Raw genomic sequence first — 16142 nt, 5'->3', positions numbered from 1 at the left:
CCCCACGGCCGACGCCCCCTCGCGCGCAAGCGCCGCGATCCTAGTACCAGGGCACCACCATCGTCAGCGGCATGGCGGCGATGAGCACCAGCAGGCGCAGGACGAAGCCGCCGATGAGCACGCCGGCATCCGACGCGAAGCTGATCCAGTGCGCCTTGCGGCTCTCCTCGAACTCCTTGGGGCTGAAGAACAGCAGCCACGTCTCAAGCGCCGTCGGCAGCACGAGGCCCACCAGGACGAACAGGAACCAGAAGGCCAGGGCGCAATCACCGCCCACCAGGTTCATGACCGACTCCCAGCCGGCGGGGCTGGCGTTCGACGCCGTCACGAACAGCAGCGACGCCACCAGCACCAGCTCGATGATGGGCAGGCAGAAGTGGAACTTCTTGAACACGCCCACGCGGTTGAACTCCTCCGGGTGGCGGAAGATGGCGACGCACAGCACCGCCGCCATGCCGGTGGACATGGCCGACACGAGGAACAGGATGGGCAGCAGCGCGTTGTTCCACAGCGGGAACGTCTTGCACACACCCAGCAGGCAGCCGGTGTACACAGCCACGCACACGCCGAAGACGGCGCCCGCCACGTCGAGCCACAGCGGCACGTTGCGCTTCGCCAGGTCGAGCCCGGCGCCGATGAGCGACAGCACCACGAACACGCCGAGGAAGACGACGCCCCAGGTCATGACCGACCCGAAGTTGGTCAGCAGCAGCGCGAAGCGCAGCGGGTTGTGCAGGCCGGCCGTCGCGTCGAACATGAGCAGGCACAACCCGATGATGACCACCACGGGCGCGATGACGCGGCCGATGCGGATCATGTTGACCGCCTCGGGGTGGCGCCAGCGCAGGAAGGCCGCGCTGACGTAGGCGCCGCCGCCCAGGCCCGCCAGGAAGAGGTACCACGCGATGATGGAGTTCCAGATAGGTTCGAAGGTCATCTCAATCACCTCACGTAGTAGATCTTGGCTTTGGTCAGATCACCGGCGATGGGCGCGGCGCCCGTCTCGATGATGGCCTTGGATATCTCGCTGTTCGGATCATCGAGGTCGCCGAAGATGCGGCAGCCGGTCAGGCACGCCTCGACGCACGAGCACATCTTGGTGCCGTCGTCGGCCGCCACCGTGCAGAAGCGGCACTTGTCCACCGCGCCGGTCTGCGAGTTGCGCACGCGCACCTGGTAGGGGCAGGCGGCCACGCAGTACAGGCAGCCGATGCAGCGCCCCTGGTCCACCTCGACGATGCCGTCGGTGCCGTACTTGGCCGCGCCGGTGGGGCACACGCTCACGCAGGGGGCGTCCTCGCAGTGCATGCACTGCAGCGGCACGTGCTCGACGCGCACGCTGGGGTACGTGCCCACCTCGCGCTCCTCGAAGCGGATGAACGCCTCGTCGGGCAGCAGGTTGTTCTGGCGCTGGCAGGCGGTGCGGCAGGCGTAGCACCCGATGCACTTCTTCGTGTTGATGAGCATTCCGTAGTTAGCCATTACGCACCTACCTTCTTGATCTTAACGGTGGCCTCCTGCGTCATGGCCGAGCCGTAGGCGGGCTCGATGTGGAACGGCACGTAGTCCATGATGCGCAGGCCGAAGCCGTAGGCCGTGTGCTGCTCGGGCACCGTGCACCCGAAGTGGCTGGGGATGTAGACGACGCCCGGGGATATGCGCTCGGTCACGCGCACCTTCGACGTGCCGGAGTGCTGCTCGTTCTCCACCACGCACTCGTCGTTGTCCTCGATGCCGAGGGCCTTGGCGTCCGCCGCGCTGATCCACGGGCGGTCGAGGCCGTACTGCTCGGCGATGTTCATGAGCTCGGGGATGTTGGCCGTCTGCGTGTGGGTCATGATGGCCTCCTTGCCGCCGACCAGGCGGAAGGCGCCGTCCTCGGGGACGGTCTGGGGGGCCACCCACACCGGGCAGGCCGACAGCCCCGCCTTGGCGCAGGCCTCGCTCGTGAACTGCACCTTTTTCGTGGGGGTGTTCCACTTGGGGGCGGTGCCGTAGACGAAGGCCTTCTCGGGGAACTGGACGGTGCCCACCAGACGCAGGCTGTCCACGTCCAGGCCGACGGTCTTGAGCTGAGCGTTTGCCAGCTCCTCCTGGGTGAAGTCGAAGTACTCGCCCACGCCGCAGGCCTGGGCCAGCTCGGTGAAGATCTGGTCGCAGGACTTGGTGTTGGGGTGGATCACGTCGAGCACCTGGGAGCGCATGGCCACGTAGGGCACCTTGCCGCCGCCGAACTCGGGCAGCTCGGCGCGCTCGAGGTAGCTCGTCTCGGGCAGCACGTAGTCGGCCAGAAGCGCCGTCTCGGACATCTGCACGTCGCAGACAACCATCAGCTCGAGCTGGGACAGGGCGTCGGCCAGGTAGGCCGGGTTGGAGTAGCCCGCGGCCATGTTGGAGTTGTAGAAGAACATGCCCTTCAGCACGCCGGCCTTGGCCATCTCGCCGGCGAACACGGCCGAGCCCATGGAGGCCGCCGCCAGCGGGTACTCCTTGGTGCCGAGCAGCGTGCCCTCGGGCTTGGGCGGCGCGGCGAAGCGCGGGTCGTCCAGCTTGCCGGCCGCGGCGCTCGAGGTGAGCAGCGCGCCGCCGGGCTGGTTCCAGCAGCCGAGCAGGGTGTTGAACAGAGCAACCGCGCGGGCCGTCTCGCCGGAGTTGGCGTAGGCGCAGCCGTAGGCGCCGCGCCAGCTGGGCTCGATGGAGGCCGCGGGCGCCGCCTCGGCGAACTGGGCGGCCAAACGCTCGATGGTGTTGGCGGGGATGCCGGTGATCTCCTCGGCCCAGGCCGGGGTGCACTCGGCGATGGCCGCCGCCCACTCGTCGAAGCCCACGCCGTTGGCGGCCACGAAGTCGGCGTCATAGAGGTTGTTCTTGATGAGCACGTTGCTCATAGCCAGCACCAGCGCCAGGTCGGTGCCGGGGGTGATGGGCACCCACTCGCTGGCGAACACGGTGGAGTTGTTGCAGCGCGGGTCGACCATGACGGTGTAGGCGCCGTTCTCGAAGCCGCGCTCCAGGGCCGCCACCTGGCTCGGGCGGATGCCGTCGCAGTAGCTGCGGCCGATGAACATGGTCATCTTGGAGTTCTCGACGTCGGACACCCAGTCGCCGGCGCCGATGGCCTGGGTGATGCCCGACACCTTGGACAGGTTGCAGGCCGCGCCGTGGGTGTAGCTGTTCGGCGAGCCGAGGGCGGTCATGAAGCGCTTGGCGTAGTAGGAGCCCGACGGGCGCGGGTCCTGCACCAGCGCGAGCGCGTCCGGGCCGTCCTCCTCGATGATGGCGCGCACCTTCTCGGCGATCTCGGCGTAGGCCTGATCCCAGGAGATGGCCTCGAAGACGCCCTGCGCGTTCTTCTTCAGGGGGTCGGTCAGGCGGTCCTTGGAATAGGCGATCTGCGAGTAGCCGTAGCCGCGGGCGCACAGATGCCCGCTGGCGTTGGGGTTCTGGGGGTCGCCGATGAGCTTGGTGAGCTTACCGTCGACCACGTAGGCGGTGTAGCCGCACTTGCTGGAGCAGGCGTTGCACAGCGTGTGGACGGCCTCGGTGCGACCCTCGCCGGCCTCCTCGTCGGCATGGGCCTGCTGCCAGGCGCCGAAGCTCGTGAAGCCCACGGCCGCGGCAGCGGCCACGCCCGCGCTCCCCGCCAGAAAGCTGCGCCTCGTGATAGCGTTTTCTGACATAGCTGCTTCCTCTCTTATAACTTACGCGACGGAATCAATCGCGCATCCGGAGATCACGTCATCCTCGAAGGGCTCCTGCTGGGCGCTGATGCCCATGACCAGGTCGATGAGCCCGATGTAGAAGCTCGCGTCCTCGTCCAGGGCCAGAAGGCGCGCGCGGTAGGCGGTGAGCCAGCCGAAGCGCTCCGCCAGGAAGGCGAGCGCCGCGTCCTCCCTGCCCGACCGCAGGAGCACGGCCACCAGGTCGAGCTCGAGCGCCAGGTGGTCGGGGCACGCCGCGAAGGCGGGCGGCACCGCGAGCCCCAGGCCGTCCACGACGTCGCGCACGTAGAGCGCCGCGTCCCCCATATAGCCGCCGCCGGCGGGGACGCCGGGGGTGGTGGGATGCGCGGGCTGGTACAGCGACTCCACGGGGACGGCCGAGTCGGGCAGGCCGCCGGTGAAGTGCCGCGCCGCGAAGGCGTGCTTATCCTGGTAGCTGGGCGGGGCGAACAGCGCCGAGAGCTCGGATGCCGACAGGAACTCCTGCAGCGGCAGGCGCGCCCTCATGGCCAGCGCCGGGCGCTCGTCCGCGCCAAGGGGGCGATTGTCCTGCAGCAGGCGCCGCGCGCCGGCCAGGAAGTCAGACCACTGGGCAGGGTCGGTGAGCTCGTTCCACTCACGCTCGTCCACCGGCCCGAAGCACTGGGCCAGGGTGGAGAACACCGCCGCGTCTTCCATGATCGCTCCCTCCTTTCAGGTGGTATCGGGTGACGGATGGCGACGGCCGCGCGGGCCGCCGCGTCGGATGCGCCGGGCGTTCCCTAGGCCTGGTAGACCGTGGTGGCCGAGACGACGCCCTCGTCGATGCACTTCTGCGCGATGTCCTCCCAGTCGACGAACTGGATGGCGCCGTTGGGGCACTGGTCGGCGCAGCGGCCGCAGGAGATGCACTTGGTGGACTTGTCCGTCTTGGAGCTGATGCGGGGCATGTTCCACGGGCAGGCCTGGGTGCACATGCCGCAGCCGATGCACAGCTCGTCGTCGACCACGCGGGCGCCCGTCTTCTCGTCGGGGTGGATGGCGTGGACCGGGCAGTACTTCATGCACCAGGCGTCCTTGCACTGGTAGCACTGCTTCACGGTGAACTCGCAGTCGCCGTAGATGCCGCCGCCGGTGCCGACGCCGTAGCCGAAGTTGTAGGTGTCCCACACGCGCACGCGGGCGATGTGCTGGTCGACGTAGCCGTCGTTCTTGAGCGTGCAGCTCATCTCGCAGCGCTGGCAGCCCGAGCAGCGGGCGCGGTCGGTGATGATCATCTTGGTGGGCGTGGTGCGCACGTCGATGCGCCCCGAGGCGATGGCCTGCTGGGTCACGCCCCACGAGGCCAGCACGCCGCCGACCACGAGGCCCGCGACGCCGCAGCCGGCCATGGCCAGGACCTGGCGCCGGGTGACGTTGGACTTCTTCGTGCCGTCAGCCTCCACGGCGGCGGGAGCGGCCGGCGTGGGCTCCGGGGCGGCCTCGGCCGTCGGCTCCACAGGGGCGTTGCTGTTGTTAGCGTCTGTCATGTTCGTTTCCCCCTCGCTTATAAAGTGGGTGTCGAATGATGGTGTCTAGGCTCAAGTGCCTTCGCGCCGCCATCTGGCTCGCCCAGCCGGTTAAAGCTGACCCGACCACACAACATGGCGAAGGGTACGGCAGCCCCGACGGGGCCGTGTCCCCTAAATGAGGAGAAATCGTGACGCGTAACGGCGCCGTAAGGAAGACGTTAGAAAACGACCGCGCGCCCCGCTTCTGACCAGGGGCCCGTTACCTTCCCGTAAGAAAAGTACCCTCGCCCCCAGGGGACAGGGGACACGGCCGCCTAGGGCATAATTCCCCCAGCGGACAAGCATCGGTATCCGTATCCGCGCTCCAATCGGCTCGAGAGGCGACCACACAACACCCGTCTCGTAAAGGCAAGAGATTTGGAGTATGAACCATGGCTGATGCAACGAAGGACGCGAACACGTCGTACGGCTGGACCGGCAAGATTCTGCGCGTCAATCTGACTGACGGTACCGTCTCAGTCCAATCCACCGAGCCTTATAAAGAGTACATCGGCGGCATGGGGCTGGCCAACAAGATCATGTACGACGAGGTTCCCGCGGGAACCGACCCCTTCTCCCCCGAGAACAAGATCATCTTCGCCGTCGGCCCGCTGACGGCCTCCGGCGTGCCCCTGGCGGGCCGCACCACCATCTGCTCGCTTTCCACCTTCACCAAGGACCACCTGGTCGTCGACGCCCACTGCGGCGGCATGCTGGGCGCCCGCATCAAGCAGGCCGGCTGGGACGCCGTGGTGCTGGAGGGCGCGGCGGCCGAGCCCGTCTACGTCAACATCGACAACGGCGACGTGACCATCAAGTCCGCCGAGGGCGTGTGGGGCCTGGGCACCCGCGCCACCACCGAGGCGCTGTCGCGCCGCGAGGGCACCGACGTGTGCGTGGCCGCCATCGGCCCCGCCGGCGAGAACCTGCTGCCCTACGCCTGCATCATCAACTCGCGCAACCACTCCGCCGGCGCCGGCACGGCCGCCGTCATGGGCTCCAAGAACGTCAAGGCGCTCGTGGTGCGCGGCACCGGCTCGGTCAACGTGGCCGACGCCCAGGCCGTGGCCGACCTGTCCGACTACATGCTGCGCGAGATCATCGGCTCCAACAACAACCACGTGGTGCCCTCCACCCAGCAGGAGTGGGCCGAGTTCTACGACGCCGGCTCGCGCTGGACGGCCCGCAACGGCCTGTACTGGGCCGCGGCCGAGGGCGGCCCCATCGAGACCGGCGAGCCCAAGCCCGGCGAGATCAACACGGTGGGCTACCGCTGCATGAAGTCGGTCAAGGACCTGGGCCTGGCCGCCGAGCAGTACACCATCAAGATGGACGGCTGCCACAGCTGCCCCATCCACTGCTACTCCGACATGCGCGTCGAGGCCGCCGAGGACACCTCCGGCTTCGCCACCACCGGCAACACCTGCGCGGCCAACTTCCCCGTCAGCGTCTACATGGAGCCCTTCCTGCAGATGGGCCTGAAGGACCGCGGCGACCTGTCGGTGCTGTGGGACACCACCACGTCCAATACCATGGACAACATGGGCCTGTGGTGCAACTACGCCCAGCTCTACCGCGACATCGCCTACTGCCACACCACCGGCGTGTTCCAGCGCGTGCTGCCGCCCGAGGAGTACGCCTCCATCCACTGGGAGAAGTTCTCGCCCGAGGTGTGCGACCCCACCGTCATGGTCGAGATCATCAACAAGATCGTCGACCCCACCACCGAGATCTCCTACCTCGCCCACGGCCCCTTCGTCTGGTGCGAGCGCTGGAACGAGATGGCCTGGTTCGACAACCCGAAGTCGACGCTCATCAACTACCGCGGCTGGCCCGTGCACCACGCCATCGAGTGCTTCGGCCAGGTGGGCGCCGTGTACAACATGATGTTCAACCGCGATGACATGATCCACTCCGCCGTCAACTTCCAGGGCTGCGGCCTGCCCTTCGACATCAAGCAGGCCATCGCCGAGGAGGTCTGGGGCGGCGCCGACGCCATCACGCCCGACAAGGACTACACGCCGATGAACGAGCACAAGGCCAACTTCTGCTGGTGGTCCGTCGTCACCGACGTGCTGCACGACTCGCTCACGCTGTGCAACTGGGTGTGGCCCATGACCATGAGCCCCACGCGCCAGCGCGACTACCGCGGCGACCTCGACCTGGAGGCCAAGTTCTTCAAGGCCGTCACCGGCCAGGACGTGACCACCGAGCAGCTCTACGAGGCCGGCGCCAAGATCATGACCCTGCAGCGCGCCAACACCGTGCGCGGCATGACCAAGGCCGACGGCTCCTACGGCAACAACAACCTGCGCGGCGACCACGACGTCATCACCGAGTGGGTGTTCACCAAGGATCCCGACAAGCAGCCGTTCACCAAGGGCACCGACAAGATGGAGAAGGGCGACTTCCAGACGGCCCTCACCATGGTCTACGAGCAGTTCGGCTGGGATCCGCAGCTGGGCTGCCCCACCGCCGAGTGCCTGGACGCCTACGGCATGCCCGACGTCAAGGAAGAGCTCTCCGGCCTGGGGCTGCTGCCCTAGGGTTGCCCCTCGCGGCACCTGCTCGCGGCGCTCCGCCATGGCGCCGTACTCTGAAAGGGCCCCGCGCTTCGTGCGCGGGGCCCTTTCGCGTGCGTGCCGGGCGGGGTGCGGGGCGAAGCGCGGCAGCACGCAGGCGCGCCGCCGCTATGGGGCGGGGGCGCAAGGGCAGGAGGCCGGCGCGGACGCTTTTCGCGCACGGGGTGGCAATCCGTCGAGGTTTGGCATACCGCCGGCCGTCCGAAGCGGGTGCCAGAGACGCGAAAAGGCCCCCTGGAGGCGCTTTTCGCGTCTCCAGGGGGCCGTATCGGCTGCTCGCCCTATGCCAAACCTCGACGGATTGCCATCGGAGGCGCCGAAAGTGTCCGCGCACGCCGCCTAGACGTTGCGGAAGCGCTCGACGGAGGCCCACTCGGCGAGCGACTGGGCGTAGGCGGGCTCGAGGTGGCGGGTCGAGAAGAAGTAGACGTCGCCGTTCGACGCCTCGATGCGCTCGATGTCGGCATTGGCGGCGTCGGCGCGGGCGGCCTCGTAGGCGGCCTCCACGGCGGCGGCGTCCAGGCAGAGGGGCTCGTTGGCCAGGTTCTTCGCAGGCAGGGGGCGCGGGTAGACGCGGGATTCCTCGCGCACGCAGTCGAGGAAGGTGGCCACCGGGTCGTCCTCGGCCGCCAGGAACGCCCAGTGGGCGTAGGCGTCGGTCATGGCCGCGCGGTCGTAGAGGTAGTAGCCGTGGGCGCCCATGATGAGCGCGATGCCCTCGCAGCGGATGGGGAGCTCGTCGTCGGCGTCGGACGCGGGAGTCGCCGGCGTCTCGGCGGGCGTGGCGGGGGTGGGGGGCGCCGGCGTCTCGGCAGGCACGGAAGCGGGCTCGGGGGCCTCGGCGTCGACGGCGTCCTCCACCAGGACGTAGGCGCCGTCACGGCGCACCAGGCGCGTGCCCTCGGGAGCGTGGAGCGTGGGGAACGGGTCGTCGTCGTTCAGCGGCTCGTCGGCGGCCTCCTCCTCGACGAAGTCGTCGAGGGCCGCCAGGGCCGCGGCCACCCGGGCCTCCTCGGCGGCCGGGTCGGGCGCGGGGGCCGCGGCGGGCGCGGGCGCGTCGTGCTGGACGGCCGCGACGGCCACCACCTCCGGCGCAGCGGCGCTCGCCGCGCCGGTGCGGGGCGCCTCGATGGCCGATGCCTCCTCGGCGCGGGCCGCGCGGGCCGCCGCGAGACGCGCCTTGAAGCCGGTGGGGGCGCCCACCGCCCGCCGGGGGCCGAAGGGCGAGCGGCGGGCGGCGCGGTTGCGGCCGGCCTCGGCTGGCGTCGCCGCGCCCGACGCGTCGGGCGCGGCATCCTCGGGATGATCCGCCTGCCACGCCATGAGGCAGTCGTAGACGCGCATCTCCAGGTCCTCGGTCGTCATGTCGGGCGGCACCAGGCCCAGCTCCTCCCAGAGCGCCGGCGTCGCCAGGCGGCTCGCCCGCGAGGCGCCGCGCACGGCCTCCAGGGCGAGGGCGACGGCGTTGCGCTCGGTCGGCGCGACGTCGTCGGGGAAGGCGGTGCCGTCGGCCTCCGCGGCCTCATCGGGCTCGGAGGCTCCGGCGCCCTCCTCGGCCGCCGGAGCGCCCGCCGCGCCAACCGCCGCGCTCGTCGCAGCCGCCGCAGCCGCCGCCGGGGCCGGCACGGCGCCCGCGCTCGCCGGCGCGCCCGCCGCAGCCGCCTCCTCCCCGCCCGCGCCCTCGAGCGCGTCCACCAGCATCTCGGTGCGCATCGTGCGCAGCGAGCAGTGCTCGCACATCATGCAGGCCACCGACGCCTCGTCGCAGCCCACGGCGGCGTCCAGCTCGGCCAGCGTGGCGCCCTCGCGCACCAGGTAGTCGCCCACCAGGCCGCGCACGGCCTCCACGGCGAAGTAGAGCGTGTTCGTCTTACCCGCCGGCACGCCGTCGAGCGCCTCGCGCACGTCGTCGACGGTGATGGCCAGCGCGTCCTCGAGCACGCGGCCCTCCATCATCGAGCACACGACGCTCGCGCAGGCGGTGATAGCCAGGCAGCCGCGGGCCTTGAACCCGGCCTTGCGCACGACGCGCGTCTCGGGGTCGACCACCGCGAACAGGCGGCAGGCGATCTCTCCGCGCTTGGACTTGCCAGCCATGGACTGGGCGTTCGTCCCCTCCGGGCGGCCGGCGTTCCTGAAGTTGGCCACCACGGCCAGCAGCGTGTCGGAATAGCTCTCCACGTCATCGCCGACGGCGGTCTGGTACACGTCGGCCGTGCGCAGAAGCACCTTGTCCTCCAGCTCCACGTAGACGTTGCGTGACTCCCCCATAGGTGACTCCTTGCCTCATCGTTTGCGTTGGGAACATTCTCCCGCGAAGCGCCCGGGGAACATACCCTCTTTGAGGATACGGAACGTTGACATCCGGTAAACATTGGCTAAATTGGTCATTGTCCCATGTGAAGCGCCCTAAACTGGACTTCGCCGCACGCCATCGGCCTCGGAGGGACAGCCCGCGGCGCGGGCTGGGGGCCGTGCGACGAGGATCCGCGGGAGGGAACCATGAGCTCACTTCATACCGGCGGCGCGACCGCCGCGACAGCCGCCCCGGAGGCCGGCCGCTCGCCCGCCGCCCTGGCGCGGGTGCTGCTGCCGAGCATGCTGGGCCTGGCGCTCGCGCGCACCGGCCTCATCGTCGGCAGCTACGGCAGCTACAACCAGACCGACCTCGGCATCTACACCGACGGGTCCATGCTCGCCACCCTCGCCGTCATGGGGGTGCTGCTCATCATCCTGGCCGCTAGCAAGCGCCAGCTGCGGCGGCGCACCGTGACGCTGCTCGCCGAGCTGTGCATCCTCGTCGAGACCATGCTCCTGATGGCCCAGGCCGCCATCACCCTGGACGGCGAGCCCCACGGCGACGCCCTGTTCGCCCTGAGCATGCTGCTGTCCCTGTTCTCGAGCGGCGCCATGTTCTACTGGCTGCGCCGCGCGAAGGGGTGCTCGGGCGCCCTGGCCGCCATCTACGTCTTCGGCGCGCTCATCGTGAGCGAGGTCTTCTTGGAGGCGCTCTCGCTGATGCCCCAGGCCACGGCGCTCTTCGTGGCGGCGGCCGGATCGTTCGCGCAGCTCGCCTGCCTCTTCTTGGCCTTCCACGCCCGCCCGCTGCACACCCTCAACGCCCAGGAGGGGCCCCACACCTACTTCGGCTACACCCGCACCCCCGTCGACGACAAGCGCTTCCTGGTGAGCACGGCCATCGGCATCGGACTGCTCGCCATCGTCATCGGGCTGCTGCGAGGGTACCCCGACGGGCTGCCCATCGCGTTCTCCGAGGGCGAGCGGCTGGGCTACGCCGGGCTCACCATCGTCGTCAGCGCCGTCATCGTCTACTTCATGGCGCGGGGCAACCGGCGCACCATGACCATGGGGATCTGGGTGGTCCTCGAGCTGCTGGCGTGCGCGGCGCTCATCGCCTACGCCGCCTTCCCGCAGGCGCTCGGCCACGGCGCCCTGTTCGCCACCACGGTGAATGCGCTGATGGTGGGGCTGGTGTGGTACACGGTGGTGGCCTTCGAGTCCCACGGGTGGCGCGACCCGTACTACTACGCGCTGGCCGGCTGGATCGTGTGGCTGGGCTGCCGCGGCGTGGCCCGCACGGGCCTGCTGGTGATCTATCCGTTCGCCGCCAACGACCTGGTGGTGAACGCCGTCATGGGCCTGATGCTGCTCGTGTCCACCCAGGTGGTGTTCAGCTGCTGCCTGCGCGACGCCGACAGCCTGCGCCAGCTGCCCGCCGAGGCGGACGCGGCGCCGGCGGCAGCCGGGAGCGGGGAAGGCGCGGTCGCCGGGGGCGCGGCGATGGCCGGCAGCGGGAGCGGGGCCGGCGCGTCCGCTGCCGACGGCGCGGCGCCCCTCGACGCCCTGCACCCCGCGGCGGGCCCCAGCGCTGAGGAGATACGCGCGAGCGTGCTGGAAGCCATGGCCCGCGACGACGCGCCGCCCTCCCCCTTCGCCGCGGCCGAGGGCGCGACGGCCCCAGCGCCCAATCGCCCCGCCACCGCCGCGTCTCCGGCGGCCGCGACCGCGGCCGCGTCCATGGCCGCCCCGGCGCGGCGCCAGGCGGGACCCCAGTTCAGCCGCCTGATGGGACTTGACGTGGAATCCGCCCCCGTCGCAACGCGCCAGCCGACGCTCGCCCGCGGGGTCGAGGAGATGGGGCGCCGGTTCATGCTGTCCGAGCGCGAGATCGAGGTGCTCACCCTCTACGCGCTCGGCTACACCCAGAAGCGCGTGGCCGAGGAGCTGTTCATCTCGCCCGGCACCGCCCACACCCACATCAAGCGCATCTACGCCAAGACGGGCATGCACTCGCGCCAGGACATCCTCGACTACCTGGAGGCCTACGGCTCCTAGCAGCGAGCCTGGCAGCGAAAGAGGCCGTTCATATCCATTTTGGCGAGTTTCCCGAGGCAACGGCACCCGCTAAACGCGTCCAGCATCCCATTCGCGACGAAAAAAACCGGCGAAGGCGACAAACGAGGCGCGGGAACCCGGAAAACCAAGCCCTCGCGCCTCGGAAAACTCGCGAAAATGGATATGAAACGCCGAATCGGCGACAAGCCGCCTCGATTGCGCCAGCCGCGCCCTAGGAGGCCAGCGCCTCGCGGGCGTCGTCGGCGGTCACGACGTGGCCGGCCTCGAAGCCGCGGGCCGTCAGCAGGAAGCGGACGGCGTTGCGCATCTCGTCGGCCGTGGTGGCGAAGTCCTCGGCCAGGTAGGCCAGGGCCTCGTCGGAGAGCACGGCCGCGCCCTCCTCGGCGCCGAAGCGCTCGGCCATGCGGCGGCCGAACTCCGCGAGCCCCGCGGCGTCGAGCGGCGCCACCTCGGCTACCGCGAAGTCGTCGAGCGCCCCGCCGAAGGCCGCGCGGTCCAGGTCGGCCGCGGCCCCGTCGAAGGCGACGACGGTGGCGAGCCCGCGGCGGTTGCGCTCGTCGATCAGCAGCTGCGCCACCTGGCAGCCGCGCGGCCCCTCGGCCACCAGGGTGTCCAGGCCGTCCAGGCACAGGAGGTCGACCTCGGCCACCTGCTCGAGCAGCGACTCGTTGATCTCCAGGTCGATGGCGGCCTTGATCTCCTGCGCGTGGGCGTAGAGCGCCTTGCGCTCGGACAGCAGGTCGCGCTCGCGCCCGCGGGCCTGGAGCACGGTGGTCTTGCCCGAGCCGGCAGGCCCGCACAGCACCAGCCGCACCGGCGCCTCGGCGGCCAGCGCGCCCATCACCTCCTGGAACGCGGCGTTGCCCTCGGTCATGACGATGTCGTCGGAAAGCTGCCTCATGTGGGGTCTCCTCCCATCAAGGAAGGGGACCGAAGCCGCGCCCCGATCCCCTCCAAACCAATCGCGTATGCTACGCACTTTCATCTAATACCAAACTAGCATAGCACCACGCCGGGGATCCGGAAGACAGCCGGAAGAATAAAGCGGACTAACCCGCTGAGTCCTGCGCTGAAAGGATCCTCCGCACAGGAGCATGCGCCGCGCATCCCCTGCGCAACATAGGACAAAATCGTATAGCGTCTACAGCAGGCTCCGATCAGGCTTCGGCGGCAAGGTCCTCCTCGCCCCACACCTCCAGGTCGAGACCCTCCACGCGCTTGAACTCGCGGACGTTGTTGGTGACCAGGGTGGCCTGGCGCGCCACGGCCGTGGCGGCTATGAGCAGGTCGTTGGGGCCGATGGGGCGGCCGGCGCGCTCCAGCTGAGCGCGAATGCGCGCGTAGGCCACGGCGCAGTCGGAGTCGAAGGGCACGCGGGCGAGGGGGTCGAGGAACCGCTCGAGCAGCAGCAGGTTCTCGCGCGGGCGGTCGCTCTTGCGGGCGCCGGCGCGCAGCTCGGCCTCCACCACGGCGGGAACGCCGAACAGGCGCGGGTCGCTCGCCCGCATGAGGTCGCGCACCAGCGGCAGCCGCCCGCGCAGAAGCTCGATGCACACGTCGGAGTCAAGCAGGAACACGGCTCCCCCTAGAACTGCGGCAGCGGGCCGTCGAGGGACGCGTCCAGGGTGTCGGCCGACACCACGAAGCTGTCGTCGGAGAGGGCGCCGTAGACGTCTTCCCAGTAGCCCTCGGGCCAGCCCCTCCCCTCCTGCTTGGAGACCACCAGGTCGGCCACGTAGCGGGACAGCGAGCGGTTGGCCTCGCGCGCGCTCGCACGCAGGCCGTCCATAGCCGCGTCGTTGAGATAGAGCGATAGCTGGGGCATGGCGTCCTTCTTTCCGATGCAAGTATGTTTGCAAGTATACTTGATAAGACACTCACTCGCAAGGCCCGACGCGAAAAAAAGCGCCCGCCGGATGGGCGGGCGCTTGGCGGGGTACCGGGAGGGGCGGCGCCTAGCGGCGATGCCTCTTGCAGCCGCAGCCGTGGCCGTCGTCGCCGAAGACGAAGACGTACTGCGGCGCGCCGTGGTGATGTCCGTGGCGCTTGCAGCCGCAGTCGCGGCCGCGGCGGCCGTCACCGCGCTCGTCATGCTCGCCGTCGCCGTCGTCGCCGCGGCGGACGCGGCAGCGGCGCTGCTTCTTCTCGATGCGCGCGTAGTCGATGCCCAGCTCGTCCTTGCACGTGGCGCTGATCTTGTCGGTGAGGGTCACCAGCTGCTCGACCTCCTCGGGCGTGAGGGCCTCCAGGATGGCGTCGGCCGCGTGGTTCTCGATGGCGAAGCGCTTCTGCAGCACCTCGGAGCCCTTGTCGGTCAGCGACACGGTGAACTCGAAGCCGTCGTCATTGATGGCGACGTAGCCGTTGGCCTGGGCCTTCTCGGCTACCTGGCGCACCTCGCCGCTGCGCCAGCCCAGCTGGCGCTCGAGCTGCTTCTTGTCGATGGATCCGCCCTCGCCGAACTTGGCGACCACCTTCATGAGGGCGCCCTGGCCCTTCTTGTAGCTGCGCGGCCCCAGGTCGTGCATGGCCAGCTTCGCGTAGTTGGCGGCTTGCTTCAGGCTCTTGAGGGCCTTGGATGACTCGGTCATGGTCAGTACCTTCTTTCTTGCGGAGGATGCGCCGCGAGGGGCGCACTAAGCCCACTATAGAAAGCGAGGGCGCGTCCCCTGCCGGGAGGCGCGCCCCTTTTGACCAAACGGTGAACCGACCGACACACCCGCATCACAGGCGCGGGAGTCGCTTCCTACCCCCGGTAGCTTTCCATGAGCTGGGCGAAGGCGGGCATCGAGCGCTCGATGGTGTCGCGGGCGATGCAGTAGCTCAGGCGCACCCAGCCGCCGACGCCGAAGCTGTCGGAGGGCACGAGCAGCAGCTCGAATTCCTTGGCGCGGTCGGAGAAGGCCTGCGCGTCGTCCTCGAGCGCCTTCACCCACAGGTAGAACGCGCCGTCGGGCTCGACGTACTCGTAGCCCAGCGCCGAGAGCCCCTCGGTGAGGATGCGGCGGTTCTCGGCGTAGGCCGCCACGTCGGAGGGCTCAGCCACGCACTTGGCGATGACGCGCTGCAGCAGCACCGGCGCGCAGATGTAGCCCAGCGCGCGCCCGGCGCCGGCCACGGCGCAGGACACCTCGGCCGCGTCGGGCATCAGGTCGGACACGTAGATGTAGCCGATGCGCTCGCCCGGCAGCGACAGCGCCTTGCTGTACGAGTAGCACACGACGGTGCGCGGGTACAGGCACGGCACGTAGGGCACCTCGGCGCCGTAGGTGATCTCGCGGTAGGGCTCGTCGCTGATGAGGTAGATCGGGCGACCGAGCTCCTCCTCCTTGGCCGTGAGCACGCGGGCCAGGGCCTCGAGCGTCTCGCGGGTGTAGACGGCGCCCACCGGGTTGTTCGGCGAGTTGATGATGACGGCGCTCGTGCGCTCGGTGATGGCGGCGGCCACGGCGTCGGCGTCGATCTGGAAGCTCGGCACGTGGGCCGGCACCTCGACGATGGCGCAGCCGGCCATGTCGATCCACGTCTTGTACTCGGGGAAGTACGGGCTGATGACGATCACCTCGTCGCCGGGCACGGTGAGCGCGCTGATGGTGATGGCCAGGCCCGCCGCCGCGCCGGCGGTCAGGTACAGGTTGCCGGGCGTGGCCGGCACGCCGTAGCGCTCGGCGATGTAGTCGGCGATGACCTGCTTCACGGCCGGGTCGCCCGCGGCGGGCGTGTAGCCGTGCAGGGCCACCGGATCCTCGTCCATGAGCTCGATGATGGTGTCGCGCACGATGGCCGGCGCCGGCACGGATGGGTTGCCGATGGAGTAGTCGAAGACGTTGTCGGCGCCCACCTCGGCCTTGCGGGCCAGGCCGTAGGCGAACAGCTCGCGAATGGCGCTGGGCTCGTCGCCCAGGGCGTACATGGCTTGGTTGATCACGGGT

13 protein-coding genes are annotated in these 16142 nt (G+C 69.6%); 2 read left to right on the top strand and 11 right to left on the bottom strand.

The window, feature by feature from the left end; genetic code table 11:
- Window positions 1-40: 40 nt before the first annotated feature.
- The 5 genes from nrfD to LPT13_RS02565 all read right to left on the bottom strand — a co-directional run bounded on the left by nrfD (window position 41) and on the right by LPT13_RS02565 (window position 5230).
- Entirely contained in the window at window positions 41-937 is an 897-nt protein-coding gene (nrfD, locus tag LPT13_RS02585) for an NrfD/PsrC family molybdoenzyme membrane anchor subunit (protein ID WP_242163200.1), read from the bottom strand.
- A 5-nt stretch (window positions 938-942) separates the two neighbouring features.
- On the bottom strand, window positions 943-1482 hold the full coding sequence (locus LPT13_RS02580; protein WP_242163198.1) for a 4Fe-4S dicluster domain-containing protein: 540 nt from the start codon (window positions 1480-1482) through the stop codon (window positions 943-945).
- Window positions 1482-3680, bottom strand: a complete 2199-nt coding sequence (locus LPT13_RS02575) for a molybdopterin-containing oxidoreductase family protein (protein WP_242163196.1) — start codon at window positions 3678-3680, stop codon at window positions 1482-1484. Before LPT13_RS02575 ends, LPT13_RS02580 begins: the two co-directional genes overlap by 1 nt.
- 21 nt (window positions 3681-3701) lie before the next feature.
- A complete protein-coding gene (locus tag LPT13_RS02570) occupies window positions 3702-4400 on the bottom strand; it encodes a molecular chaperone TorD family protein (protein WP_242163194.1) in 699 nt (232 codons plus the stop codon).
- A gap of 83 nt (window positions 4401-4483) precedes the next feature.
- On the bottom strand, window positions 4484-5230 hold the full coding sequence (locus LPT13_RS02565) for a ferredoxin-like protein (RefSeq protein ID WP_242163192.1): 747 nt from the start codon (window positions 5228-5230) through the stop codon (window positions 4484-4486).
- Window positions 5231-5643: 413 nt separating this feature from the next.
- On the opposite strand from LPT13_RS02565, the gene LPT13_RS02560 reads away from it, so the two are divergent.
- Window positions 5644-7797 (top strand): aldehyde ferredoxin oxidoreductase, encoded by a 2154-nt coding sequence (locus LPT13_RS02560; RefSeq protein ID WP_242163190.1) that lies wholly within the window; start codon window positions 5644-5646, stop codon window positions 7795-7797.
- Window positions 7798-8172: 375 nt separating this feature from the next.
- Here LPT13_RS02560 and LPT13_RS02555 read toward each other — a convergent pair whose 3' ends face one another.
- Window positions 8173-10104 (bottom strand): iron-sulfur cluster assembly scaffold protein, encoded by a 1932-nt coding sequence (locus LPT13_RS02555; RefSeq protein WP_242163188.1) that lies wholly within the window; start codon window positions 10102-10104, stop codon window positions 8173-8175.
- 231 nt (window positions 10105-10335) lie between these two features.
- On the opposite strand from LPT13_RS02555, the gene LPT13_RS02550 reads away from it, so the two are divergent.
- The gene (locus LPT13_RS02550) at window positions 10336-12189 is read left to right on the top strand and encodes a helix-turn-helix transcriptional regulator (protein WP_242163186.1); all 1854 of its coding nucleotides are present in this window, start codon (window positions 10336-10338) and stop codon (window positions 12187-12189) included.
- Between the two features lie 232 nt (window positions 12190-12421).
- On the opposite strand, the gene LPT13_RS02545 is transcribed toward LPT13_RS02550, so the two are convergent.
- The 5 genes from LPT13_RS02545 to LPT13_RS02525 form a co-directional block, all read right to left on the bottom strand.
- Entirely contained in the window at window positions 12422-13111 is a 690-nt protein-coding gene (locus LPT13_RS02545) for a hypothetical protein (protein ID WP_242163185.1), read from the bottom strand.
- 256 nt (window positions 13112-13367) lie between these two features.
- On the bottom strand, window positions 13368-13787 hold the full coding sequence (locus LPT13_RS02540; RefSeq protein ID WP_242163183.1) for a type II toxin-antitoxin system VapC family toxin: 420 nt from the start codon (window positions 13785-13787) through the stop codon (window positions 13368-13370).
- Between the two features lie 8 nt (window positions 13788-13795).
- The gene (locus tag LPT13_RS02535; RefSeq protein WP_242163181.1) at window positions 13796-14035 is read right to left on the bottom strand and encodes an antitoxin; all 240 of its coding nucleotides are present in this window, start codon (window positions 14033-14035) and stop codon (window positions 13796-13798) included.
- Between the two features lie 130 nt (window positions 14036-14165).
- The gene (locus tag LPT13_RS02530) at window positions 14166-14801 is read right to left on the bottom strand and encodes a MarR family winged helix-turn-helix transcriptional regulator (protein ID WP_242163179.1); all 636 of its coding nucleotides are present in this window, start codon (window positions 14799-14801) and stop codon (window positions 14166-14168) included.
- 155 nt (window positions 14802-14956) lie between these two features.
- Complete coding sequence (locus LPT13_RS02525) at window positions 14957-16138, bottom strand: pyridoxal phosphate-dependent aminotransferase (RefSeq protein WP_242163177.1); 1182 nt, start codon at window positions 16136-16138, stop codon at window positions 14957-14959.
- Window positions 16139-16142 lie beyond the last annotated feature (4 nt).

The organism is Adlercreutzia faecimuris (genome assembly GCF_022669055.1).
GTDB classification, from domain to species: Bacteria; Actinomycetota; Coriobacteriia; order Coriobacteriales; family Eggerthellaceae; genus Enterorhabdus; species Enterorhabdus faecimuris.
This window is presented reverse-complemented; position numbering and strand designations above follow the sequence as displayed.